The organism is Pseudomonas sp. IT-196MI5, from assembly GCF_949767415.1.
GTDB lineage: Bacteria > Pseudomonadota > Gammaproteobacteria > Pseudomonadales > Pseudomonadaceae > Aquipseudomonas.
This window is the reverse complement of sequence record NZ_CATKPZ010000001.1, coordinates 15,923-41,905: the sequence shown is the minus strand read 5'-3', so window position 1 is coordinate 41,905 and position 25,983 is coordinate 15,923. Positions and strand designations below refer to the sequence as shown.

At 59.4% G+C, this 25,983-nt stretch carries 12 protein-coding genes and 1 pseudogene; 7 read left to right on the top strand and 6 right to left on the bottom strand.

Features of this window, described 5'->3' with window-relative positions:
- The first annotated feature begins 38 nt into the window (after positions 1-38).
- From ACM6IK_RS00120 to ACM6IK_RS00105, 4 genes are all read left to right on the top strand, one after another.
- Positions 39-3,146 carry an efflux RND transporter permease subunit gene (locus ACM6IK_RS00120; RefSeq protein WP_414872618.1) on the top strand — a complete coding sequence of 1,036 codons (3,108 nt, stop codon included), beginning with the start codon at positions 39-41 and terminating at the stop codon, positions 3,144-3,146.
- Entirely contained in the window at positions 3,143-4,624 is a 1,482-nt protein-coding gene (locus ACM6IK_RS00115) for an efflux transporter outer membrane subunit (RefSeq protein WP_414872617.1), read from the top strand. Before ACM6IK_RS00120 ends, ACM6IK_RS00115 begins: the two co-directional genes overlap by 4 nt.
- A 311-nt stretch (positions 4,625-4,935) precedes the next feature.
- A complete protein-coding gene (locus tag ACM6IK_RS00110; protein ID WP_414872616.1) occupies positions 4,936-7,017 on the top strand; it encodes a putative bifunctional diguanylate cyclase/phosphodiesterase in 2,082 nt (693 codons plus the stop codon).
- Positions 7,018-7,130: 113 nt separating this feature from the next.
- Positions 7,131-7,877, top strand: coding sequence for an SDR family oxidoreductase (locus ACM6IK_RS00105; protein WP_414872615.1), 747 nt, complete (start codon positions 7,131-7,133; stop codon positions 7,875-7,877).
- 150 nt (positions 7,878-8,027) lie between these two features.
- Here ACM6IK_RS00105 and mapR read toward each other — a convergent pair whose 3' ends face one another.
- From mapR to ACM6IK_RS00090, 3 genes are all read right to left on the bottom strand, one after another.
- A complete protein-coding gene (gene mapR / locus ACM6IK_RS00100; protein WP_414872614.1) occupies positions 8,028-9,437 on the bottom strand; it encodes a GntR family transcriptional regulator MpaR in 1,410 nt (469 codons plus the stop codon).
- A 193-nt stretch (positions 9,438-9,630) separates the two neighbouring features.
- Entirely contained in the window at positions 9,631-11,043 is a 1,413-nt protein-coding gene (ccoG, locus tag ACM6IK_RS00095) for a cytochrome c oxidase accessory protein CcoG (protein ID WP_414872613.1), read from the bottom strand.
- Between the two features lie 224 nt (positions 11,044-11,267).
- Positions 11,268-11,522 (bottom strand): hypothetical protein, encoded by a 255-nt coding sequence (locus ACM6IK_RS00090; protein WP_414872612.1) that lies wholly within the window; start codon positions 11,520-11,522, stop codon positions 11,268-11,270.
- A 547-nt stretch (positions 11,523-12,069) separates the two neighbouring features.
- On the opposite strand from ACM6IK_RS00090, the gene ACM6IK_RS00085 reads away from it, so the two are divergent.
- The 3 genes from ACM6IK_RS00085 (at position 12,070) to glgB (ending at position 19,820) form a co-directional block, all read left to right on the top strand.
- The gene (locus ACM6IK_RS00085) at positions 12,070-14,064 is read left to right on the top strand and encodes an alpha-1,4-glucan--maltose-1-phosphate maltosyltransferase (protein ID WP_414872611.1); all 1,995 of its coding nucleotides are present in this window, start codon (positions 12,070-12,072) and stop codon (positions 14,062-14,064) included.
- Between the two features lie 180 nt (positions 14,065-14,244).
- Positions 14,245-17,586 carry a maltose alpha-D-glucosyltransferase gene (gene treS / locus ACM6IK_RS00080; RefSeq protein WP_414872610.1) on the top strand — a complete coding sequence of 1,114 codons (3,342 nt, stop codon included), beginning with the start codon at positions 14,245-14,247 and terminating at the stop codon, positions 17,584-17,586.
- 2 nt (positions 17,587-17,588) lie between these two features.
- Complete coding sequence (glgB, locus tag ACM6IK_RS00075; protein ID WP_414872609.1) at positions 17,589-19,820, top strand: 1,4-alpha-glucan branching protein GlgB; 2,232 nt, start codon at positions 17,589-17,591, stop codon at positions 19,818-19,820.
- A 92-nt stretch (positions 19,821-19,912) separates the two neighbouring features.
- Here glgB and ACM6IK_RS00070 read toward each other — a convergent pair whose 3' ends face one another.
- The 3 genes and pseudogenes from ACM6IK_RS00070 to ACM6IK_RS00060 form a co-directional block, all read right to left on the bottom strand.
- Positions 19,913-22,783: an RHS repeat-associated core domain-containing protein gene (locus ACM6IK_RS00070; RefSeq protein WP_414872608.1), complete on the bottom strand. Its 2,871-nt coding sequence runs from the start codon at positions 22,781-22,783 to the stop codon at positions 19,913-19,915.
- 88 nt (positions 22,784-22,871) lie between these two features.
- Positions 22,872-23,027 (bottom strand): annotated as a pseudogene (locus ACM6IK_RS00065) (autotransporter outer membrane beta-barrel domain-containing protein); the annotation flags it as partial.
- Positions 23,028-23,279: 252 nt separating this feature from the next.
- Positions 23,280-25,943 carry an RHS repeat domain-containing protein gene (locus ACM6IK_RS00060; protein WP_414872607.1) on the bottom strand — a complete coding sequence of 888 codons (2,664 nt, stop codon included), beginning with the start codon at positions 25,941-25,943 and terminating at the stop codon, positions 23,280-23,282.
- Between the last annotated feature and the right edge of the window lie 40 nt (positions 25,944-25,983).

The following is a 25,983-nucleotide window of genomic DNA, read 5'->3' as shown; positions in this document are numbered from 1 at the left end:
TTCGCGAGCAAGCTCGCTCCCACAGTGGGGCAACAGCGATGAATCTTTCAGGCCCTTTCATCAAGCGCCCGGTCGCGACCATGTTGCTGAGTCTGGCGATCATGCTGCTGGGGGGCGTGAGCTTCGGTTTGTTGCCCGTGTCGCCGCTGCCGCAAATGGACTTTCCGGTGATCGTGGTCCAGGCCAGCCTGCCCGGGGCCAGTCCCGAGGTGATGGCATCGACCGTGGCCACACCGCTGGAGCGCTCTTTCGGCGCCATTGCCGGGGTCAACACCATGAGCAGCCGGTCCAGCCAGGGATCGACCCGGGTGATTCTGCAATTTGACCTCGACCGCGACATCAACGGCGCAGCGCGGGAAGTGCAGGCGGCCATCAATGCCTCGCGCAACCTGCTGCCCAGCGGGATGCGCAGCATGCCGACCTACAAGAAGGTCAATCCGTCCCAGGCGCCGATCATGGTGCTGTCGCTGACGTCGGATGTGCTGGAAAAAGGCCAGCTCTATGACCTGGCCTCGACGATCCTGTCCCAGAGCCTGTCCCAGGTGCAGGGCGTCGGCGAGGTGCAGATCGGCGGCAGTTCCCTGCCAGCGGTACGTATCGAACTCGAACCGCAGTTGCTCAACCAGTATGGCGTGGCCCTGGACGATGTGCGCAACACCATCGCCAATGCCAACGTGCGCCGGCCCAAGGGCTCGGTGGAAGACGATCAGCGGCTGTGGCAGGTCCAGGCCAACGACCAGTTGGAAAAAGCCAAGGACTACGAGTCGCTGATCATCCACTACAACGGCGGCGCAGCCCTGCGCCTGAAGGATGTGGCGAAGGTCAGCGATGGCGTCGAGGACCGCTACAACAGCGGCTTCTTCAACGATGACGCGGCGGTGCTGCTGGTGATCAACCGGCAGGCCGGCGCCAACATCATCGAGACGGTCAACGAGATCAAGGCCCAGTTGCCGGCGTTGCAGGCGGTGTTGCCGGCCAGCGTCAAGCTGAACCTGGCCATGGACCGCTCGCCGGTGATCAAGGCCACGCTGCACGAAGCGGAAATGACCCTGCTGATCGCCGTGGCGCTGGTGATCCTGGTGGTGTTCCTGTTCCTCGGTAACTTCCGCGCCTCGCTGATTCCGACCCTGGCGGTGCCGGTGTCGCTGGTCGGCACCTTTGCCGTGATGTACCTCTACGGTTTTTCGCTGAACAACCTGTCGCTGATGGCGCTGATCCTGGCCACAGGGCTGGTGGTGGACGATGCCATCGTGGTGCTGGAGAACATTTCCCGGCACATCGACGAAGGCGTGCGGCCGATGCGGGCCGCGTACCTCGGTGCCCAGGAAGTCGGCTTCACCTTGTTGTCGATGAACGTGTCGCTGGTGGCGGTGTTCCTGTCGATCCTGTTCATGGGCGGGATCATCGAGAGCCTGTTCCGCGAATTCTCCATCACCCTGGCGGCGGCCATCGTGGTCTCGCTGCTGGTGTCGCTGACCCTGACCCCGATGCTCTGCGCCCGCTGGCTCAAGCCGCACACGCCAGGGCAGGAGAACCGCCTGCAACGCTGGAGCCGGCGGACCAACGACTGGATGGTTGGCAAATACGCCACCAGCCTCGACTGGGTGCTGCGTCACAAGCGCCTGACCTTGCTCAGTCTATTCGTGACAATTGGTGTGAACATCGCGTTGTATGTGGTTGTTCCTAAAACATTTATGCCGCAGCAGGATACAGGCCAGCTGATCGGTTTCGTGCGCGGCGACGACGGCCTGTCGTTCAGTGTGATGCAGCCGAAGATGGAGATTTTCCGCCGGGCGGTGTTGAAGGATGAGGCGGTAGAAAGCGTCGCCGGGTTCATTGGCGGCAGCAACGGCACCAATAACGCCTTCATGCTGGTGCGCCTGAAGCCGATCAAGGAACGCAACATTTCCGCGCAAAAGGTCATCGAGCGTCTGCGCAAGGAAATGCCTAAAGTGCCAGGCGCACAACTGATGTTGATGGCTGACCAGGACCTGCAATTCGGCGGCGGCCGCGAGCAGACCTCCTCGCAATATTCCTACATCCTGCAAAGCGGTGACCTGGGGTCGTTGCGCGAGTGGTATCCGAAAGTCGTCACCGCGCTCAGGGCCTTGCCGGAGCTGACGGCGATCGATGCGCGGGAAGGCCGGGGCGCCCGGCAAGTGACGCTGATCGTCGACCGCGACCAGGCCAAGCGCCTGGGCGTCGACATGGACATGGTCACGGCGGTGCTGAACAACGCCTACAGTCAGCGACAGATTTCGACCATCTACGACAGCCTCAACCAGTATCAGGTGGTGATGGAGGTCAATCCGAAATACGCCCAGGACCCGATCACTCTCAAGCAGGTCCAGGTGATCACCGCTGATGGCGCGCGGATTCCACTGTCGACCATCGCCCATTACGAAAACAGCCTGGAAAACGACCGGGTCAGCCACGAAGGCCAGTTCGCTTCGGAAAGCATTGCCTTCGACATGGCCGAAGGCGTAACTGTGGAGCAGGGCAGTGCCGCCATTGAACGAGCGATTGCCAAGGTCGGCCTGCCGGAAGACGTGATCGTGAAAATGGCCGGCACCGCCGACGCCTTTGCCGCCACGCAAAAAAGCCAGCCGTTCATGATTCTCGGTGCGCTGGTGGCGGTGTATCTGGTGCTCGGCGTGTTGTACGAAAGCTACATTCATCCGCTGACCATCCTGTCCACGCTGCCGTCGGCCGGGGTCGGCGCGTTGCTGTCGATCTATGCGCTGGGCGGCGAGTTCAGCCTGATTTCGCTGCTGGGGCTGTTTTTGCTGATCGGCGTGGTCAAGAAAAACGCCATTCTGATGATCGACCTGGCGTTGCAGCTGGAGCGACACCAGGGCATGGCGCCCCTGGAATCGATTCGCAGTGCCTGCCTGCAACGTTTGCGACCTATTCTGATGACCACCCTGGCGGCGATCCTCGGTGCCTTGCCGTTGCTGCTGGGCCGTGCCGAAGGGGCGGAAATGCGCCAGCCACTGGGCCTGACCATCATCGGCGGACTGATCTTCAGCCAGGTGCTGACGCTCTACACCACCCCGGTGGTTTACCTCTATCTCGACAAACTGCGCCATCGCTTCAATAAATGGCGTGGGGTGCGTACCGATGCTGCTCTGGAAACTCCGCTATGACTGAACGTTCGCTTTTCAACCTGGCTGCACCGCTGCTCATGGCTCGAGGCTCGCGTCTGTTGAGCCTGTCACTGTGCGTGGCAATGCTCAGTGCCTGCGCCGTCGGCCCGGATTACCAGCGCCCGCAAACCGCGGAACCTGCGCAGTACAAGGCCGCAGAGGGCTGGCGTCAGGCCAATCCGAGCGATGCCCTGGCGCGCGGCGCCTGGTGGGAGTTGTATGGTGACCGGCAGCTCAACGACCTGGTCGAAAAGCTCAACAGCGCCAACCAGACCGTCGCCCAGGCCGAAGCCCAGTACCGCCAGGCCCAGGCGTTGGTGCGTAGCGCACGCGGGGCGTTTTTCCCGACGGGCGACCTGAACGTCAGCAAGAACCGCTCAAGCCAGGGCACTGGCAGCAGCAATTCCAGCCTGACCAGTTCGTCCAGCGGTATTCGCGACACGTATTCCGCCCAGGTGGGCGTCAGTTGGGAAGCGGACGTATGGGGCAAGCTGCGCCGGGGCCTCGAAGCCGACACCGCGAATGCCCAGGCCAGCTTTGCCGATCTGGCCGCGATGCGCTTGAGCCAGCAGTCGGAACTGGTGCAGAACTACCTGCAATTGCGCGTGATCGATGGCCAGAAGCGCTTGCTCCAGGACACGGTCGAGGCTTATCAGCGCTCGCTGAAGATGACCGAGAACCAGTACCGCGCCGGCGTATCCGGCAAGGACGCCGTGGCCCAGGCCCAGACGCAGCTCAAAAGCACCGAAGCCGATATGGTCGACCTGATCTGGCAGCGCGCCCAGTTCGAAAATGCCATTGCCGTGCTGATCGGACTGCCGCCTTCGCAGTTCAGCCTGGCGGAAAGCCAGGACATTCCGCCGTTGCCGCAAGTGCCGCCAGCCTTGCCTTCGCAGTTGTTGGAGCGGCGCCCGGATATTGCTTCGGCCGAGCGTTCGGTGATGGCCGCCAACGCCAACATCGGCGTGGCCAAGGCCGCCTATTACCCCGACCTGACATTGAACATGAACGGCGGTTACAGCAGCAGCACCTATGCCAACTGGATCAGCCTGCCAAACCGCTTCTGGTCGGTCGGACCGCAATTGGCCATGACCCTGTTCGACGGCGGCCAGCGCTCGGCGGAAGTCGACCGCAGTGAAGCGGCCTATGACGAAACGGTGGCCAAGTACCGCCAGACTGTGCTGGACGGATTCCGCGAGGTGGAAAACTTCCTGGTGCAGCTCAAGGTGCTTGAAGACGAAGCCGTCGTGCGCCAACAGGCACTGGACGCCGCCCGTGAATCGCTGCGCCTGACCCAGAACCAGTACAAGGCCGGTTTGATTGCCTACATCGATGTGGTGGTGACCCAGGCGGCGGCGCTGAGCAATGAGCGCAGTAACCTGGACCTGCTGCAAAGCCGCCTGATTGCCAGCGTGCAGTTGATTGCCGCGTTGGGAGGTGGCTGGGATGGACAGCTTCAGGTGAGCGATAGCCGGTAGCGCAATCTCACGCACGCTGCAATCCCTGTGGGAGCGAGCTTGCTCGCGATAGCGGTGGGTCAGGCAAAATCCATGCTGAATGTGACGCAGCCATCGTCGGAACGCCGCCCGGAGCAAGCTCGCTCCCACAGGTTTTGTGGCGCCAGCAGCTTGAAGGGAGTTAATGTAAAACCTTAAAACAAGCGTTTCATCGGACTGGTGGCCTTTTGCTAATTTTGTGAGTGCGTTCTCATTTGGAATCAGTACAATCGCCGCATTTGCCCCCCAGCGAGAATCAATGCAATTGACGGGGGCATGCGCGAGAAGTCCCCATGCTCATCGGTAGCTATTCCCCCACCCTGGTCATCATTTCGCTCTGTGTCGCGATTCTCGCCTCATACACCGCACTCGACCTGACCGGACGCATTGCCACTGCCAAAGGTCGCGCCGTGCATTTGTGGACCGCGGGCGGGGCCATTGCCATGGGCATCGGCATCTGGTCGATGCACTTTATCGGCATGCTCGCGTTCAAGTTGCCGATCGATCTGGGCTACGACGGCACGATCACCCTGTTGTCGCTGCTGATTGGCGTGCTCTCCAGCGGTTTTGCGCTGTGGCTGGTCAGCCAACCGCAATTGCCGGCCTGGCAGCTGGCCTTTGGCGCGTTGGTCATGGGCGCCGGCATCAGTGCGATGCACTACACCGGCATGGCCGCCATGCGCATGCAACCGGGCATCGACTACGATCCGACGCTGTTCGGCACTTCGCTTCTGATCGCGGTCGGTGCATCGGGCGCGGCATTGTGGATTGCTTTGCGCCTGCGCCAGCAAACGCCTTATGTCCGTCTGATCCGTGGTGGTGCCGCCGTGATCATGGGTATCGCCATCGTCGGCATGCACTACACCGGCATGGCCGCCGCGCGCTTTGCCGATGGCAGTTTTTGCGGGGCGGCGGTCAATGGCCTGAGCGGCAAGGGCCTGGACAATCTGGTGCTGGTCACCACGCTGGCGGTGCTGAGCATCGCCTTGCTGACCTCGATCCTCGATGCGCGCCTGGAGGCCCGCACCGCGAGCCTGGCCGAGTCGCTGACCGAGGCCAACCGGGAACTGACCCAACTGGCTCTGCATGACACCCTGACCGGGTTGCCGAACCGGATGTTGCTTGCCGATCGTATCGATCAGGCCATGTCGCGGGTCCGGGAACAGGGTGGCTGCTTTGCCCTGATGTTCATCGATCTGGACGGCTTCAAACCGGTCAACGATGCCTTTGGTCACCATATGGGTGATTTGCTGTTGCGCGAAGTGGCCTTGCGCCTGCGCGAAGACTTGCGTAGCCAGGACACCCTGGCGCGGATCGGCGGCGATGAGTTCGTGTTGCTGGTGCAATTGAGCGAGCAGATCGACGCCTTGAACCTGGCGGCCCGCCAGGTCGGGCTGATCGCGCGGGCGTTCCGGGTTGCCGAACATGAATTGCACATTTCCGCCAGCGTCGGCATCGCGCTCTACCCGGGTAATGGGCAGTCCGCCCACGAGTTGCTGATGAACGCCGACGCGGCGATGTATCACGCCAAGGGCGCGGGTAAAAACGGCTACAGCTTTTTCGATGCCTCGATGAACAGCAACGCCCGCAAACAGCTGCAATTGCTGCAGGATTTGCGCAATGCCGTGGAACAGCAGGAATTCAGCCTGTATTACCAGCCCAAGTTCGACGCCGCCAATGGCCGTCCGGTGGGCGCCGAGGCCTTGTTGCGCTGGGAGCACCCGACGCAAGGGCTGCTGTTGCCGGACAAATTCATCGAAATGGCGGAAAAAACCGGCCTGATCATTCCGATCGGCGAATGGGTACTCAACGAAGCCTGCCGCCAGATGCGCGAGTGGTACGTGTCGGGCTACACCGATTGGCGCATTGCGGTGAACCTGTCGGCGATCCAGTTCTGTCATGCCGGGCTGGTCCAGAGCGTCGCCAAAGCGCTGGCGACACACCAACTGCCGGCCAACAGCCTGACCCTGGAAATCACTGAAACCACCGCCATGAGCGATGCCGATGCGAGCATGACGGTGCTTCAGGAGCTGTCGGAAATGGGCGTCGACCTGTCCATCGACGATTTTGGCACTGGCTATTCGAGCTTGATGTACCTCAAGCGCCTGCCGGCCAACGAACTGAAGATCGACCGCGGTTTTGTCCGCGACCTGGAGCACGACAGCGATGACGCCGCCATCGTTTCGGCCATCGTTGCCCTCGGCCAGGCGCTGGGGTTGCGCATCGTCGCCGAAGGTGTGGAGACGGGTGTGCAGCAGGACTTCCTGACTCAACTCGGTTGCGATTCGTTGCAAGGCTATTTGCTCGGGCATCCGTTGCCGGCCGAGCGTTTCATGAACGAGATTCACCGCGCGGAGCTGCTGGAACTCGCCTGATCGACCGCGTCATCCTGCTTCGCGAGCAAACACAACCGAAGCCATGCAAAAACCGTCAATGGCGGTTATTCTTGCCCCCGACCGCTTAAGCTTTGATTGGGGGGAAAGCTCGCATGGACAAAGTCATCGTCATCACCGGCGGTAGCCGCGGCATTGGTGCCGCCACCGCTCTGTTGGCCGCCGCGCAGGGCTATCGGATCTGCATCAACTACCAGGCCGACGAACAGGCTGCACTCGGCGTGCTCGAGCAAGTCCGCGCCCTCGGTGCGCAAGCCATTGCAGTACGGGCCGACGTCAGCATCGAAGACGAGGTCATCGCGCTGTTCAATCGGGTAGACAACGAACTGGGCCGTGTCACCGCGCTGGTGAACAACGCCGGCACCGTCGGGCAAAAGTCCCGGGTCGACGAGATGTCCGAGTTCCGCATTCTCAAAATCATGAAAACCAACGTCCTGGCGCCGATCCTTTGCGCCAAGCATGCGATCCTGCGCATGTCGCCCAGGCACGGCGGGCAGGGTGGCAGCATCGTCAACGTGTCTTCGGTGGCCTCGCGTTTGGGCGCGCCCAACGAGTACGTCGACTACGCTGCCTCCAAAGGTGCACTGGACACCTTCACCATCGGCCTGTCCAAGGAAGTGGCGGGCGAGGGGATTCGGGTCAATGCCGTGCGCCCGGGCTATATCTACACCGATTTCCATGCCTTGAGCGGCGATCCGGACCGGGTCAGCAAACTGGAATCGGCGATTCCGATGGCCCGGGGCGGGCGTCCGGATGAGGTGGCGGAGGCGATTGTCTGGTTGTTGTCGGACAAGGCTTCTTATGCGACGGGGACTTTCGTCGATCTTGGTGGTGGGCGTTAGTTCCTGAGACAGACGTTGTCTGCTCTGGCCTCATCGCGAGCAAGCTCGCTCCCACAGTGGATCTCAACTGCTCACAAATCTTGTGTGTACGGAGAAACCTGTGGGAGCGAGCTTGCTCGCGATAGCCATCTATCAAACGACATGGTGCTGTCAGAACGAGCGCACAATCCGCCCCAACGTCTCCATCGCCTTCTCCGCAGCCTCATCCCACGGGCTGCCATAATTCAACCGAATACAATTCCTGAACCGCTGCGCCGGCGAGAAAATCGGCCCCGGTGCAATGCTGATGCCTTGCGCCAACGCCATCTGGAACAACTTCAGCGAATCCATCTGTTCCGGCAATTCCAGCCACAAAAAGTACCCGCCCGCCGGTTGGCTGACCCGCGTTTGCGCGGGGAAATAGCGGGCGATGGCGGCGAGCATGGCGCTTTGCTGGTCTTCCAGTGCGTGGCGCAATTTACGCAGGTGCCGGTCGTAGCCGCCGTGTTGCAGGTAGTCGGCGATGGCGGCCTGGGCCGGCATCGAGGCACAGAGTGAGGTCATGAGTTTCAGTCGTTCGATTTTCTGCGCATAGCGCCCGGCGGCGACCCAGCCGATGCGGTAGCCGGGGGCCAGGCTCTTGGCGAACGAACCGCAGTGCATCACCAGGCCTTCGGTATCAAAGGCCTTGGCCGGTTTCGGTGCTTGCTGGCCGTAATACAGTTCGGCGTAGACATCGTCTTCGATCAGCGGCACCTGGTGGCGGCGCAGCAGTTCCACAAGCTGCTGTTTCTTTGCCTCGGGCACGGTCGCGCCCATGGGGTTCTGGAAGCTGGTCATGCACCAGCAGGCCTTGATCGGATGGCGCTCCAGGGTTTGCTCGAGCACACCGAGGTCGATGCCGTCGCGCGGGTGCACGGGGATTTCCACGGCCTTGAGCTTCAGGCGTTCGAGCACTTGCAGGCAGGCATAGAACGCCGGGGCTTCGATGGCCACCAGGTCGCCGGGTTGGGTCACCGCTTGCAGGCACAGGTTGAGGGCTTCCAGCGCGCCGTTGGTGATCAGCAGTTCTTCCATGGGCAGCATCAGCCCGCCGACCATGTAGCGCAGGGCGATTTGCCGGCGCAGTTGCGGGTTGCCCGGCGACATGTCGGTGACCACCATGCGCGGATCCATCTCGCGGCTGGCGCTGGCCAGGGAGCGGGACAAGCGTTGCAGGGGAAACAGGGTCGGGCTGGGGAACGCCGAGCCGAAGGGCACGGTGTTCGGATCCTTGATCGAGTCGAGCACCGAGAACACCAGTTCGCTGACGTCGACTTCCGTGGATTCGTTGACCTGATTGCTGATCACCGGTTCGGAAAACGGTCGAGGTGCATGAGCGTTGACGAAGTAGCCGGAACGCGGGCGAGCGCGGATCAGCCCGCGACGTTCCAGCAGGTAGTAGGCCTGGAACACCGTCGACGGGCTGACGCCGTAGGTCTGGCTGGCGTAGCGCACCGAGGGCACACGCTGGCCCGGGCCGAGGACGCCGGAGCGGATCAGTTCTGCGATGTCGTCGGCGAATTTTTCGTAGCGTTTCATCGGTGTCCCGCAATGGAGTCGATTCGATTAACTGTGGCGAGGGGGCTTGTCTGTGGCGAGGGGGCTTGCCCCCGTTGGACTGCGCAGCAGTCCCATTTTGGGGCCGCTTCGCGACCCAACGGGGCGGTGCGGCGTTCCGACAAGCCCCCTCGCCACAGGGGAACGCATTTCACAAGGACCGCAGTGTAAAGGTTCAGCGATTCATCGGCGCAACAAACCGGCTCTTCGCCACGCTGTAGACGTCGGGCTCATCGTTGTCGACCACCTTGAAGCCGATGCTCTGTGAGCTGCTGGCCGGACGCTCCGTGAGCATCGCCACCGACACCGGCACATCGACAATCTCGCCCGGTGCCAGGCTCAACCCGGTTTTGCCCCGCAGCTCGAAACCATCGGCATCGACCAGGCTCAATTGATAGTCCTGACGCTGCTGGGTCTTGTTGATCACCTTCAGACTGTAGATGTTTTCGATCTGCCCCTGGCTGTTCTCGCGGAACAACCCCCTGTCCTTGCTGACGTCGAGCGACACCATCGGCCGTTCCATCAGCGCCACCACCAGGGCGGCGATCATCACCAGCAGCACGGCGGTGTAGCCGATCAGGCGCGGACGCAGCAGGTGGGTCTTGCCACCCTGCAACTGATGCTCGGAGGTATAGCTGATCAATCCTGGGGCGTAGCCCATCTTGTCCATGATCGAGTCGCAGGCGTCGATGCACGCGGCGCAACCGATGCATTCCATCTGCAAGCCATCGCGAATGTCGATGCCGGTCGGGCAGACCTGTACGCAGAGCTGGCAATCGATGCAATCGCCCAAACCGACCTCGGCGGGTTTGACTTCCCGTTTGCGCGGGCCACGGTTTTCGCCCCGGGCCACGTCGTAGGAAATGGTCAGGGTGTCCTTGTCGAACATCACGCTCTGGAACCGCGCGTAGGGGCACATGTGCATGCACACCGCTTCACGCAGCCAACCGGCATTGATGTACGTGGCACCAGTAAAAAACAGCACCCAGAACAGGCTGACGCCGCTCATTTGCAAGGTCAGCAGCTCTTCGGCCAACGGCCGGATCGGCGTGAAGTAGCCGACGAAGGTCAGGCCGGTCAGCAGGCTGATGGCCAGCCACAAGGTGTGCTTGGCCGCTCGCCGCATCAGTTTGTTCAGGCCCCACGGCGCAGCTTGCAACTTGATCCGCTGGTTGCGTTCGCCTTCGGTGATCTTCTCGCACCACATGAAGATCCAGGTCCACGAACTTTGCGGGCAGGTGTATCCGCACCAGACCCGTCCCGCGAACACGGTGATCGCAAACAGGCCGAAGGCAGCAATGATCAACAGCGCCGAGAGCAGGATGAAGTCCTGCGGCCAGAAAGTTGCGCCGAAGATATGGAATTTGCTTTCGGAAAGATCCCAGAGCACCGCCTGGCGGCCGCCCCAATTCAACCACACGGTGCCGAAAAACAGCAAAAACAGAAAACCCGCACCACTGATGCGCAGGTTGCGGAACAACCCGGTGAAGCTGCGGGTGTGAATGTGGTTGTCGCTGGATTTGGCCTTCATCTTTGGACGCGAAGGCTCGAATGTTTCTACGGTTCGGACGGGGATTCTCTCGCTCATGGTCTTTCGCTCATCAGCCTCCATCAGGCATGAGCACTATGAGCGGCGATCTGTTTGCATAACAGGCTCAGGTATTGCATTAAAAAGCGGATCAGATGGTACTGGACGCACGGCCTGCGACAACTTGAAGCACCCGTCACAGTTGAGCGCAGGAGGCCATCTAAAACAGCGGCGGCAGGCGCTGATCAATCTCGGTCAAATCACCGAATCACTGTCGGTGGCTTTCAAGTGCCGGCGTCCAACCACCGCGCCTGCCTGTCAGCGGAGGTTTTTTCACAACCTGATTCCTGCTCGTTGCTTGGGGTTTCCGAGAGTTCGTGCTGGCTGTAGTCAATATCACCGTGCAGCAGATGATTCTCCAGATCCCTGATGATTGAGCTTCTGGTTGATGGTTCCGAGGGAGGGCGTTCGGCTTCGAAGCAAAGGAATTCGTAATTGAATATTTTCAAAGGGAGGCCAGCCGTCGGTTGGTCGTTCACGGTTGAGCGCGTGGTGCTGTGCGCTAGCGTTGTCTGTGAGTTCGCTGACGCTGGAAAAAAACGTTTTCATGGCTGGCCACGCTCAATGCTGACGGAGTGATGGCTATATAAGGCGTGGGATATGCGTTTCGTAAAGTGTCGGGCGGGCAGAATTGCCGCTTTAGGATCGGTACTACGCGTTCTTGGGAAGAGTCATACATTTTTTATGATCTTCCCTGCTTTCGACGCAGGAGCGATCAACCGTCTTCATTGCAGATTCACCATCACCGGCGACATCGTCGTTGGCGATTCTTCTCTTGGCGGTGGGATCGTGCCAGGAATGGATTGTTCATTGTTCAAACCTCCACTGGCACATGGCGTGAGTCGTGCTTAAGTAGGTGGACTACTGGGTTAACCGCTGCGCCAAAGACTTGATTACGCAAATTGCAGATGAAACTTTCCCGGCGACTGTCGCTCGGAACCTAAGTAAGTGCATCCCGGGGCGGACAGTCCAGCGGGATGGCGACCAGACACATGCGCGTCCATGGGGCGTCAGGAGAGAGGCTCGATGACGGCTGAAAAACCGACTGAGTTGAGCTACAACCCGCACATGCCGCTGTCGCAGGCGTTGTTGCTGCCGCGTATCGTCATGGAAAACATCATGCCGACCCTTGAAGGCGGGCAGTTCGCGGTCAAGGCCGTGGTGGGGCAGGACATGGTGGTGACCGCCAAGGTATTTGCCGACGGGCATGACAAGCTGACGGTTCGCGTGCGCTGGCGGGCCGAGGACGAGGACGTCTGGCAAAGCGCGGTCATGAACGATCTGGGCAACAACGGTTGGCAAGGGCAGTTCCGTGTCGAGAGCCAGGGCCGTTATCTGTTCTGTATCGAAGCCTGGATCGATCAGTTCGCCAGTTTTTGCTATGAGCTGGAAAAGAAGCATGCGGCGGCGGTGCCCGTCAGCCTGGAATTGCAGGAAGGGCGGATTCATGTACAACAAGCCGCCGAACGCAGCGAAGGGCCACTTAGCGAGCAACTGGCGGCCTTGCACCATGAACTGTCAGGACTGCTCGAAGCCGAGCAGGTCGCGCTGTTTTTGCACCCGCGTAGTGCCGACCTCATGGCTCGCTCTAATCATCGTGCTTTCCTGAGCCTGAGCCCGGAGTACCCGGTGGATGTGGAGCGCGAACTGGCGCAGTTCGCCAGCTGGTATGAATTGTTCCCGCGTTCGATCACCGACAGTCCGGCGCGCCATGGCACCTTCAATGACGTGCATTCACGGCTGGCGATGATTCAGGACATGGGCTTCGACGTGCTGTATTTCCCGCCGATTCATCCGATCGGGCGCAGCTACCGCAAAGGCCCGAACAACTCCCTGACGGCGGGCCCCGATGATCCGGGCAGTCCTTATGCGATTGGTAGCGAGGAGGGCGGCCACGAGGCGATTCACTCGCAGTTGGGTACCCGCGAAGACTTCCGGCGACTGGTGGCGGCCGCTGCGGCCCATGGCCTGGAAATCGCCCTCGACTTTGCCATCCAGTGTTCCCAGGACCACCCTTGGCTCAAGCAACACCCCGGCTGGTTCAACTGGCGGCCGGACGGCACGATCAAATATGCCGAGAACCCACCGAAGAAATACCAGGACATCGTCAACGTCGACTTCTATGCCCCCGAGGCGATTCCGAGCCTGTGGGTGGAACTGCGCGACATCGTGGTGGGCTGGGTCGAGGAGGGTGTGAAGATCTTCCGCGTCGATAACCCGCACACCAAGCCTTTGCCGTTCTGGCAGTGGCTGATCGCCGATGTACGGGCGTTGTACCCCGAGGTGATCTTCCTCGCCGAAGCCTTCACCACCCCGGCAATGATGGCGCGCCTGGGCAAGGTCGGTTATTCCCAGAGCTACACCTATTTCACCTGGCGCAACACCAAGGCCGAACTGGCGAGCTACTTCACTGAGCTCAACGAATCGCCGTGGCGCGAATGCTACCGGCCGAACTTTTTCGTCAATACACCGGACATCAACCCGGCGTTTCTCCATGACTCAGGGCGTCCCGGGTTCCTCATCCGCGCCGTGCTGGCGACCATGGGTTCGGGTCTGTGGGGCATGTATTCGGGTTTCGAGTTGTGCGAGTCGGCGCCGGTGCCGGGCAAGGAGGAGTACCTTGACTCCGAGAAGTACGAGATCCGCCCCAGGGACTTCAACGCGCCGGGCAACATCATTGCCGAGATCGCCCAGCTCAACCGCATCCGCAGGCAGAACCCGGCGCTGCACACGCATCTGGGACTGAAGGTCTACAACGCCTGGAACGACAACATCCTGTACTTCGGCAAACGCAGCTTTGACGGCAGCAATTTCATTCTGGTGGCGGTCAACCTCGATCCGCACAACGTGCAGGAAGCGAGCTTCGAGTTGCCGTTGTGGGAAATGGGCCTGCCCGATGACGCCAGCACCCAGGGTGAAGATTTGATGAATGGCCATCGCTGGACCTGGCACGGCAAGCAGCAGTTCATGCGGATCGACCCGGCGTACCAGCCGTTCGGGATTTGGAGGATAACTGCCTAGACGCTGAACCTGTGGGAGCGAGATTGCTCCGGGCGGCGTTCCGACGATGGCGAACTGTCTGACACATTGATGTTGGATGTGCTGACGTCATCGCGAGCAAGCTCGCTCCCACAGGTAAGTCATCGCGTTCGAGGCAGGCGAACGGCCCAGCGGCTTTATCGAATTCACCAGGAGTTTCACATGGCGAAGAAACCCAAGGCAGCCACGTTCATCAAGGACCCGCTCTGGTACAAGGACGCGGTGATCTATCAAGTTCATGTCAAATCGTATTTCGACTCCAACAACGACGGGATTGGCGATTTTCCCGGCCTCATCGCCAAGCTCGACTACATCGCCGACCTCGGGGTCAATACCATCTGGTTGTTGCCGTTCTATCCCTCGCCACGGCGCGACGATGGTTACGACATCGCCGAGTATCGTGGCGTGCACAGTGACTACGGCACCATGGCCGATGCCAGGCGGTTCATTGCCGAGGCGCACAAACGCGGCCTGCGGGTGATCACCGAACTGGTCATCAACCACACCTCCGACCAGCACCCGTGGTTCCAGCGCGCACGCAAGGCCAAAAAAGGTTCAGCCGCCCGGGACTTCTACGTGTGGTCCGATGACGATCAGAAATACGACGGCACCCGCATCATTTTCCTCGACACCGAAAAGTCCAACTGGACCTGGGACCCGGTCGCCGGCCAATACTTCTGGCACCGTTTCTACTCCCACCAGCCGGACCTGAACTTCGATAACCCGCAAGTGATGAAAGCGGTGCTGTCGGTGATGCGTTACTGGCTCGACATGGGCATCGACGGCTTGCGCCTGGACGCGATCCCTTACTTGATCGAACGCGATGGCACCAACAACGAGAACCTGCCGGAAACCCACGACGTCCTGAAAAAGATCCGCGCCGAAATCGATGCCAACTACCCCGACCGCATGCTGCTGGCCGAGGCCAATCAATGGCCGGAGGACACCCAGTTGTACTTCGGCGACACCGATAAAAAAGGCCTGAACGGCGACGAATGCCACATGGCCTTTCACTTCCCGTTGATGCCGCGCATGTACATGGCGCTGGCCCAGGAAGATCGCTTCCCGATTACCGACATTTTGCGCCAGACACCGGATATTCCCGCCAATTGTCAGTGGGCAATCTTCTTGCGCAACCACGATGAGCTGACCCTGGAGATGGTCACCGACAAGGAACGCGACTACCTGTGGAATTACTACGCCGCCGACCGCCGGGCTCGGATCAATCTGGGCATTCGCCGGCGTCTGGCGCCTTTGGTGGAGCGCGACCGCCGCCGGGTCGAGCTGCTCAACAGCCTGCTACTGTCGATGCCCGGCACGCCGACCCTGTACTACGGCGATGAAATCGGCATGGGCGACAACATCTACCTCGGCGACCGCGACGGGGTACGCACGCCGATGCAATGGTCCATCGACCGCAACGGCGGTTTCTCCCGCGCCGACCCGGCCAGCCTGGTGCTGCCGCCGATCATGGACCCGCAATATGGCTACCTGTCGGTCAACGTCGAAACCCAGGCCGGCGATCCGCATTCGCAGTTGAACTGGACCCGGCGCATGCTTGCCGTGCGCAAGCAATCCAAGGCCTTCGGGCGCGGTACATTGAGGATGCTTTCGCCGAGCAACCGACGGATTCTGGCCTACACCCGTGAATACACCGGGGTGGATGGCAAGCACGAAGTCATTCTGTGCGTGGCCAATGTGTCGCGCAGTGCCCAAGCCGCCGAGCTGGACTTGTCGGCCTACGTCGGCATGGTGCCGGTGGAAATGCTCGGGGGTAATGCGTTCCCGCCCATTGGCCAGCTGAATTTCCTTCTGACGCTGGCGCCCTACGGCTTTTACTGGTTTGGCCTCGCCGCGGAAAACCAGATGCCGAGCTGGCACGTGGAACCCGCGCAAAGCCTGCCGGACTTCACCACGCTGGTGCTGAAAAAACGCATGGAAGAGCTGCTCGAAGCGCCGTCACGCACCACACTGGAGCAAAGCATCCTGCCGAACTGGTTGCAGAACCGCCGCTGGTTCGCCGGCAAGGACGCTGCCATTCAACAGGTCGATCTGGCCTATGGCGTGCGTTTCGGCGATCCGCAGCATCCGGTGCTGTTCAGTGAGATAAAAGTCACCAGCGCAGGCCAGGTCAGTCGCTACCAGTTGCCGTTCGGCTTTATTTCCGAGGATCAGGTCGGCACTCCGTTGCCGCAGCAGTTGGCGTTGTCGCGGGTACGGCGTGGACGTCAGGTCGGCCTGATCACCGATGCCTTCAGCCTGGACACCTTTGTGCATGCCGTATTACAGGGCATTCAGGCCGGCACCGTGTTGGCATCCAGTGATGGCGACATTCGCTTCGAGTCCACCGCGGAGCTTGAAAAACTCGGCCTCAATGCCGAGTCCCCGGTGCGCTACCTGTCGGCCGAGCAGTCCAACAGCTCGGTGGTGATCGGCAACAGCCTGGTGCTGAAGCTGATCCGCAAGGTCGCCTCAGGCGTGCATCCGGAACTGGAAATGAGCGCGTATCTGACCAACGCCGGGTTCAGCAATATCTCGCCATTGCTGGGTGCGGTGGTGCGCCGTGATGCGGCGGGTGAAGACAATCTGCTGATGATCGCCCAAGGCTATCTGAACAATCAGGGCGACGCCTGGGAGTGGACGCAGAACAACCTCGAACGGGCGCTGCGCGATGAGCTGGCCGACGCCGTGTCCGAGCAGGAACAACACTACAACGCGCTCGGCGAACTGAAAGATTTCGCCGGTATGCTCGGTCGGCGCCTGGGAGAAATGCATCAGGTGCTGGCAGCGCCGAGTGCCAATCCGGACTTCTTGCCACAGGTCACCACGCCGAAGGAGGCGCTGGCTTCGGCCAGGGATGTCGCGGCGCAAATCGACCACGCGTTGAACTTGCTCAAGCAGCATAAAAATCAACTGAACCCGGCGGACCAGACGCTGGTCAGCCATTTGCTGGACAACAAAAAAGCCATCCTCGGCCATGTGCAAGCGTTAGGCAAAAAGACTGCAGGTGGCCTGCGCATTCGTGTGCACGGCGATCTGCATCTGGGGCAGGTGCTGGTGATCAAGGGCGATGCCTACCTGATCGACTTTGAAGGAGAACCGGCGCGGCCATTGCATGAACGACGGGGCAAACACAGCCCGTACAAGGATGTCAGCGGTGTGCTGCGTTCCTTCGACTATGCGGCGGCGATGGCGATCAACGTGCAGAGCGTCGATAACACCGCGACAGCCGCTGCCGCGCGCTTGCGGGTCACCGATCGCTACTCGAGCGAAGCGCGGCAAGCATTTGTCGACGCTTATCGGCTGGCGGCAGCTAGTCTTGCCCATGCATGGCAAGATCCAGAAGGCGAGGATGCCGCGCTGGCGCTGTTCGGTCTGGAGAAGGCGGCGTATGAAGTGGCCTATGAGGCGGAAAATCGCCCCACCTGGTTGCCCGTGCCGTTGCACGGTTTATATGGATTATTGAGTGGGATCAAACCCTTTTCCGATCTTGGTGGAGAGTAGTCATGAGTGTCTCGAACAAGGAACAGGGTCATCACAAAGAAGCGCTGCTGCCCAGCGCGCGGGATATCGATGCATTGGTACGCGCCGAGCATATCGACCCTTTTGCGATTCTCGGCCCGCACGCCGATGGCATGGGCGGGCAGTTCATTCGCGCGTATCTGCCGGGCGCACTGAGTGTAGAAGTGCTGGCCAGGGACTCGGGCGAAGCGCTTGGGAATCTTCAAGCCACAGCGACACCGGGGTTGTTTGTCGGGCATTTCCAGCGTGCGCAAGCGTATCTGCTGCGCACCCATTGGGCCGGCGGCGAGCAAACGGCCGAAGACCCTTACAGCTTCGGTCCGTTGCTGGGCGAAATGGACTTGTACCTGTTCGCCGAAGGCAATCACCGCGACCTCAGCGCATGCCTGGGCGCGCAACTGAAAACCGTGGACGGCGTCGACGGCGTGCGTTTCGCCGTGTGGGCGCCGAATGCCCGGCGGGTGTCGGTGGTCGGTGATTTCAACGTCTGGGACGGGCGCCGGCATCCGATGCGCCTGCGCCATCCCACCGGTGTCTGGGAGTTGTTCATCCCGCGCCTGCAAGCCGGGGACACCTACAAATACGAGATTCTCGGCGCCCACGGCATTCTGCCGTTGAAGGCTGATCCCGTGGCACTGGCCACCAGCCTGCCGCCAGACACCGCCTCGAAAGTCGCTTCACCCTTGAATGTCGACTGGCAGGATCAGGACTGGATGCTGGCCCGGGGCGACCGCCACCGGGTGACTGCGCCCTTGTCGATCTACGAATTGCACGCCGGCTCATGGCAATGTGAGCTGGATGACCTGGGCGAAGTGGCCCGCCAGTACACCTGGCCCGAACTGAGCGAGCGACTGATTCCCTATGTAAAAGACCTGGGTTTTACCCACATCGAACTGATGCCAATCATGGAGCACCCGTTCGGCGGTTCGTGGGGCTATCAGTTGCTGTCGCAATTCGCGCCGAGTGCGCGGTATGGCACGCCGGACGAGTTCGCCGCCTTCGTCAACGCCTGCCATGTGGCCGGGCTCGGGGTGATTCTCGATTGGGTGCCGGCGCATTTCCCCACCGATATCCACGGTCTGGCCCAGTTCGATGGCACGGCACTGTACGAGTACGGCAACCCGCAGGAAGGTTTCCACCAGGACTGGGACACGCTGATCTATAACCTGGGGCGCACCGAAGTGCACGGCTACATGCTGGCGTCGGCACTGCACTGGCTCAAGCATTTTCATGTCGACGGCCTGCGGGTCGACGCGGTGGCCTCGATGCTGTACCGCGACTACTCGCGCAAGGCTGGCGAATGGGTGCCGAACCGCCATGGCGGGCGGGAGAACCTGGAAGCCATCGACTTCCTGCGCCACCTCAATGACGTGGTGGCCCTGGAAGCGCCTGGTGCATTGGTCATCGCCGAAGAATCCACCGCCTGGCCGGGCGTCAGCCAGGGCACGCAACAGGGCGGCCTGGGCTTTGCCTACAAATGGAACATGGGCTGGATGCACGATTCGCTGCACTACATCCAGCAAGACCCGGTGTACCGCGCCCATCACCATAACGAGCTGAGTTTCGGCCTGGTGTATGCCTGGTCCGAGCGCTTCATCCTGCCGATTTCCCATGATGAAGTGGTGCACGGCAAACACTCATTGATCGACAAGATGCCCGGCGACCGCTGGCAGAAATTCGCCAACCTGCGGGCCTACCTGAGCTTCATGTGGGCGCATCCGGGCAAGAAACTGCTGTTCATGGGCTGCGAGTTCGGCCAGTGGCGCGAGTGGAACCACGACCAGCAGCTGGACTGGTACCTGTTGCAATACCCCGAGCACAAGGGCGTGCAGAAACTGGTGTCTGACCTCAATCGCTTGTACCGCGAAGAGCCGGCGCTGCACGAGCAGGACGATGTACCGCAGGGGTTCCAATGGCTGATCGGCGATGACGCGATCAACAGCGTTTATGCGTGGCTGCGCTGGAGCAAGGACGGCCGGCCTGTGCTGGTGGTGGCCAACTTTACGCCGGTGCCGCGCGAGGCTTATCGCGTCGGGGTGCCGTTTGCCGGGCAGTGGAGTGAAGTGCTCAACAGCGATTCGTCTATTTATGCGGGTTCCAACTACGGCAATAGTGGCGGGGCGCTGGCCGAGGAGACGCCGAGCCATGGGCAGGCGTTGTCGTTGGTGCTGAATTTGCCGCCGTTGGCGGTGTTGATGTTGCGGCCGGAGGGGTAGACGTTCCTCTACTGCAATTGGGTGACTCGAATACTTTTCAGTATTCGAATTGCCTATTAAATATAGCTTTCTTGAAAGATGATTTTTCCGATTTAAATCCATCTGGCACTGGGGGTGGATTTGAATTTGATTTTTTCAAGGTATATATTTGGCGTATTCTTTTTGCCGGAATAGACTCCGGTTACTTTGAACTGAGTCATCGGAGGGAATGCGCTCTCTTCCTCTGTGCCGTGTTCAATGCGATAGCCTCCATCGGTAATAAACATTACCGGTGTTGTTTTGCTATTGAATGCGAGGTCGTAAGGTCGATCAGTAAATGCCCGCGCGGTACGTTCATTCGGGCTAAATGACGTGAAGCCACTGGTTTGCAATATGTCACCTTCTTTTATATTGGAGTCGGGTAACCGCGCACCACGGAAAACAGCTGATTTTAGCTGGGCGCCTAGTGAGGCCTTCATCAGAAGTATGGTTTGTCTTGAATTATTTTCATGCTTGACTAATAGCTCCATTGCAGGGGAGTAACTATCTTTCTGCGTAGCACTCGACATTTTGATGGTCGTTGAGCCAAGATTCGACTTTAACTCCTTGAATGCAGCGTCCCTGGCGCTCTGTAAGGATGTTGGTTCTTGGATTGTATCTCCCGTGTAAAAATTTCTAGTAATTGCATTGATATATTGGGCGCCAGCATTGGTGCTCCAAAATAGATGAAGTCCTTTTTTTTCGTTTTCTTTCAAATCTCTGTCATATTTCGTTGCCGGTGGTTGCATCGATGTTCCTGCTACTGCCTTGGTTGTTGCAAAGCCTAATAAAGACTTGATCGTATCAAGATACTGCTGAGGATCCGCTCCTTTGTTCGTCAAATACTGGTTGATGACATCTATCACCGCCTCTTCAGGGAGATCGGCCATATTTTTTTTTATTGAGCTTGCGATTTTGTCGAGATCTTTTTGTGTCAGGTCTTTTCCTGCATGGCCAGCCAGATCGCCATAATTGATTGGCATGTTCCTGACCATTGCGAACAAATTCATCCCATCCACATACCCCGCCGGATCCGGATTAATCCACCGCTGCAACCACGGCGCGTAATACCGGAACCCGTAGTAATAAAGCCCCGTCGCATCCCGCTCCTTGCCCGAATAGCGCACGGTCTTGTACTTGGCCTCTGTGGCGGAGCGGGCCGCGAAGCAAGCCGTGCCGCCATACGGGTAATACCATTCCTGGCTGATCAGGTCGGCGTTTTGGTCCAGTTCCAGGGTACTGGATTGCAGGTGGTCGTTGAGGCTGTAGCGCACCTGGTCGTTGGTGATGTTCTCGGGTGGTTTGGCAACCCAATGCAGCACCTGTACGCTGTTGCTGCCGGCGCTGGCATTGATCACGTGAAGGATTTCCCCGGTACCGCTATGACTACGGATTTCCACGCCGGGCAGGTAGCGTACTTCACTGATCAGTGTGCGGGCGTTGGTCTGGTTTGAACGCAGTTTGCGCCCCCGTTGGCCGCCGCCGTCGTAGATATAACGTTCGTAGTCGTCATTGCCGTCTTCGCGGACGACCGGGCGCACGGTAGACAGTTGATTGCGCAGGTCCCAGGCGAGCGATTGGCCGGCTTGCAACTCACGCAGGTTGCCATTGGCATCGAAGCCGGCGGCCAGTTCGTCTTCGGTCGGAGGCCGGCCGTTGCGTTCGGACAGGCAACGGTTGCTGTATTGGGCGCGGGTCAGGGTGCGGCTGTGGGATTGGGCCCCGACATGCGTCAGGTCCAGCAGGTTACCGCCGGCGTCGTAGTGATACGTCTGGCTGTAATTGGCAACCTGGTTGGGGTCGAGAGGCAAGGGCTGAAGGTCGGGCAGGGCGGGACCGCCATGCCCTGTCTTTGCCTCCCATCCGGTGGCTTCGATCAATTGATCAAGGGTGTCGTAGCGGTAGGTCTTGATCGGTTCGATGCGCTGGTTGTTGAAGTAGCGGATCGGCTGGGCGGCATCTTCGAGGCTCAGAACGTTGCCGGCTGCGTCGTAGCTGTATTTCAAGTCCTGCAGCGGCGTGCCGTTGGCTTTGTGTGCGCTGAGCCCAATGAGGCGACCATCCGCCGGATCGTAGTGGTGGCGGGTGACGACGCCGTTGCCGGCGGTTTCTGCTTCGATCTGGCCGGAGGCGTTGTAGCGAAGATGGCTGACCAGCGTGTGCTCTTTCCCGTCGGGGCCAGCCAGGGTCAGTCGCGTGTCGTTCAATTCACCGGCGACGCTGTAGGCAAAACGCTGCTGATTACCCAGTGCATCGATTTGCTGGAGCAGTTCACCGCTGGCGGCATGGTGCCGCGCGGTGGTGGCGCCCTCAGCGGGTTCAAGTAACGCATCGCGGGCGGGCACGCTGTCGGGCCAGTTCACGGGATTGGTTTCGAGCAAAAAATGCCGCGTCTGTTGTAGCAGTGCGCCAGCGATGCCGAGATCATTCAGGTGCAACGTCCCCGCCGGGTCATCATGGCGAATCAACTGACCGCACAGATTGTGCAAGGCCGCGCCGGCCTCGACTCCCGCATAAGTAAAACGCTCAAGGACATGCTCGGCGACATCTTCACCACGTTCACGTACGGCCACCGGTCGCAGCAGTACATCGAACTCAGTCAGGGAGTGGCTGCCGCGCCCGTCCCAAGCCGCGACGCGCTGCCTGGCCGCACCGTGCAACGCCACCCGCCAACCTGCATCCACGCTGTCACTCGACAACGGTGCGCCAGACAAACTGAACACCTGACTTAGGTTGGCCGGCACCGACGCATCGTTCTGCGCCAAGGCAAACAAATACGGATCGCGACTGGCCACCGGCCGCCCGGCGGCATTGAACCGTTGATGCGTCACCCGCGCTTCAAGCGGATCGCCCGCCAGCCGCCGATGGTATTGAATGGCCCTGATCCCCAAGCCACGGGGATCTGAAACCGCAAGAACCGGTGTGCCGTGATGCGCATGGTCCATAAACATCCGTGACGGCCTCGATCAGGGGGACTTGGCCATCACAATGCATCACCGTCAGTGCCACGGATACTGTAAGAAATACCAGTTTTCACCAGCGCATTCGCACCCCCAGGCTGCCAATCAATCCGTTCAAATCATTGTCATCCACGTCGCTGCTGTAGTCGGCGCTGATGTACAGGCTCACCAGCGGTGTCACCCTGGCGACCAGGCCCAGACCCAGTTCGACGGTCGAGGAACTACGGCTCTATGCCGTTCGCGATTAACGGTCACGCATCGGACGCACCTGAAGCGTGAGTTGCGAGACTGCATCGAAAGGCAACTGACCTTGGGGCAGCGTCGGTTACTGTGAAACAAGTGACCGCTTGGCTGCTGAGGTTAAGTTAAACGGTAACAACAGTTTTTGAACGTCGCTACTGTCATAAATTACAGTTGGAGATTTAAATTGGCGTTCACCATGGTAAATTTCCGGATTGCTGTGTCAGCGAGATTTCAGGTGTCATCGAAAAAAATTTTGAATAGATGCTACTAGCCCGTTTCTCCGTCGTTGCGTTTGAAGGGTATTCGTGGACGACTCGAAAGCTGCGTCGTTGGCAGCGGCCTCTCCAAACTTGCCCGGATTTTCTTCGGAGGAAATGACGGGGGCAGGCTGCACATGTATTAGAAAACTGACCTTATTGTCAGAGGAAAATTTTTCAACCTTGGTAGCCATCAATCCGAAGTCACTCAGTATTCTTTGAGTGGATTTTCCATTTGGTGTCTTGCTCATAAAGGTTTTAAGCATTTTGTCACTTCCGCTTTTAAGGTGTTTAGTTTCTTTTAATGTTTCCTTGTTGATGACGTTGCTTCTGGTAATGAGGGATGGTAGATGTCCAAAGAAGTTTTGTTCTCGAGCTATTTTTGCGTACTGAAATTTTGCCATTTCATTTGCGTAGTAATCCGTTGTGGTGGGGTTTCGAAAGTTGTGCATGAATTGCCAGTGATCTGGTTGGAAAATATTGTGAAAATTATCAGAAATAAATGAAGAGTTTATACCGTATTTCATTATTGATTGATGGATGAAGTTTTTTTCGATGAAGTCTATGTGCTTTTTTACTGCTTCGCTATCTAAGTTAAAGCGTTCTTCTAAGTTTTGATCGTAGTAAGAGATGTTCGGCTCTGCGTTTTGTCGGCCTGACGTTAATGGTCGATGCGGATTTGTTGTTGATGTGCGCCCAAGGCCATTTTCATCAAAAAAAACCACCGGATTATTCTTCACCATCAAATACCGGTTCAATCCATCCACATTCCCCGCCGGATCCGGACTCATCCACCGTTGCAACCACGGTGCGTAATATCGATAACCATAGTAATAAAGCCCTGTCGCATCCCGCTCCTTGCCCGAATAACGGCGAACCTTGTCTCTCGCCTCCAATGCACTGTTGCCAGCCCACCACGCCGTGCCGCCAAACGGGTAAAAACCTTCCTGGTTCAACAGCCTGGCATGTTCGTCCAGCTCCAGTGTGCAGGAACCAAGCAAGTCGCAGAGGCTGAATCGCAGTTGATCATTCTTTACGTCCTTTGGAGGGGGCACTGTCCAGTGCATCATCCGTACCTGGCTTCGTCCTGCGTCGGCTGTAATCACATGTCGTTCTTCACCGTGCACGGCGTCGAGGTGAATTTCCAGCCCCGGCAAATAGCGCGTTTCTGCGAGTAAGGTGCGACGGCCGGTGTGGGTGATGCGCACCTTGCGCAGGCGTTGTCCGCGCGGGCCATAGATGTAGCGCTCATGGTCATCAGGCCCGTCATCGCGCTTGACCATCGTAACCTCACTCAATTGCTGACGACCGTCCCACCGGACGTACTGACCAGGTTGCAGTTGTCGTTGATTGCCGCAGGGATCAAATCCATTGGCGATGTCCTGCTCGTCGAGCCATGCGCGGTCCTCCTGCTGCGCAAGGCTGCGGTTACTTGTGCGGGAGGTTTTCATGCGGAAGGTCGGGGCGTCGGAGTGGTGGCGGGTGAGCAGGTTGCCGGCGGCATCGTAGTCGAAAGTTTGTGTGTAAGGGGTCAGTTGATTCGGGTCCAGCGGAGTGGACAGCATTGCCGGGAGTGCAGGACCGTAGGTGGAGGGCATTACTTGCCTGCCACTGGCTTCGACCAGTTGGTACAGGCTGTCATAACGATAACGGTTGATCGGTTCGACCCGCTGGTTTTTGAAAAACCGAATGGGTTGTGCCGTGTCTTCCACATGAAGGATGTTACCGACCGGGTCGTAGCGGTAGTGCAAATCCTGGAGTGGGGCGCTGCCAGGCACGGCGCTTGTCAGCCGAGTCGGGCGGCCATTGTCGGCGGCATGAAAAACGCGGGTAATTACGCCATTGCCAGCCGTTTCATTGTCTATCTGTCCGGCGGCGTTGTAATGGATGTCACTGACCAATAGACGAGGTACTTGCCCGGCGCCTGCCAGCTGCAACCGGCTCTCCTTGAGCTGGCCGGCTAGCGAATAAGCAAATTCCCGGTAGTTGTCTTTGGCATCGGCCTGGCTTTGCAAATCGCCGGTGGCGGTGTAACGCCAGGTGGAAACAAAAGCTTCGCCAACTTCCAGCAATGCCTCGCGCAATTGAATGTCGAGCGGCCAGTCAGGTGTATCAAGGCTGCTGAGAAACTGCCGGGTTTCAACCAGTATTTCGCCGTGAATGGCAAACGCGCTCAAATGCTGACTGCCGACACTATCATCGTGGCGCACCAATTGGCCGCATTGATTGTGTGCAGCACATTCATGGTTGGCCATTGCGTAGATGAATCGCTCGATGACTCGAGGCGGTTCATCGGCCAACGCTTCACGGATGGCGACCGGTCTCTGAAGTCGATCGAATTCGCACTGATGCCAAGTGCCACGACTGTCCCATCGAAACACCATGGATTGAGCTTCATTGGGCAAGCTCAACCGCCAACCGGCATCGACACTGTCACTCAATAGCGTCTGGCCCGTAAGGCTGAAGATCGTCGCGAGGTTGGGGGCGGGGGCATTGCCCCAAAGGCGCGGATCCCAATGCGCCACCAGCCGTTCGGCAGGGTCGAACACTTGACGGGTGATTCGGGTATCGGCGGACTGCTCCGCCTGCTCTCGGCAGTAAGCCACCTCGCGTAGGGCCAGGCCACGCGCGTCGGTAACCGTCAAAGTTGGCGTGCCTTTGTGGTGAAGCGCCCGGTAAATCATC

What these genes read in the sequence shown, in the direction of transcription:
- ccoG (WP_414872613.1), bottom strand. Translation starts at nt 11,043, where the DNA reads ATGAGCGAGAGAATCCCCGTCCGAACCGTAGAAACATTCGAGCCTTCG.
- treS (WP_414872610.1), top strand. Translation starts at nt 14,245, where the DNA reads ATGGCGAAGAAACCCAAGGCAGCCACGTTCATCAAGGACCCGCTCTGG.
- glgB (WP_414872609.1), top strand. Translation starts at nt 17,589, where the DNA reads ATGAGTGTCTCGAACAAGGAACAGGGTCATCACAAAGAAGCGCTGCTG.
- ACM6IK_RS00070 (WP_414872608.1), bottom strand. Translation starts at nt 22,783, where the DNA reads ATGGACCATGCGCATCACGGCACACCGGTTCTTGCGGTTTCAGATCCC.
- ACM6IK_RS00105 (WP_414872615.1), top strand. Translation starts at nt 7,131, where the DNA reads ATGGACAAAGTCATCGTCATCACCGGCGGTAGCCGCGGCATTGGTGCC.
- ACM6IK_RS00120 (WP_414872618.1), top strand. Translation starts at nt 39, where the DNA reads ATGAATCTTTCAGGCCCTTTCATCAAGCGCCCGGTCGCGACCATGTTG.
- ACM6IK_RS00110 (WP_414872616.1), top strand. Translation starts at nt 4,936, where the DNA reads ATGCTCATCGGTAGCTATTCCCCCACCCTGGTCATCATTTCGCTCTGT.
- mapR (WP_414872614.1), bottom strand. Translation starts at nt 9,437, where the DNA reads ATGAAACGCTACGAAAAATTCGCCGACGACATCGCAGAACTGATCCGC.
- ACM6IK_RS00085 (WP_414872611.1), top strand. Translation starts at nt 12,070, where the DNA reads ATGACGGCTGAAAAACCGACTGAGTTGAGCTACAACCCGCACATGCCG.
- ACM6IK_RS00115 (WP_414872617.1), top strand. Translation starts at nt 3,143, where the DNA reads ATGACTGAACGTTCGCTTTTCAACCTGGCTGCACCGCTGCTCATGGCT.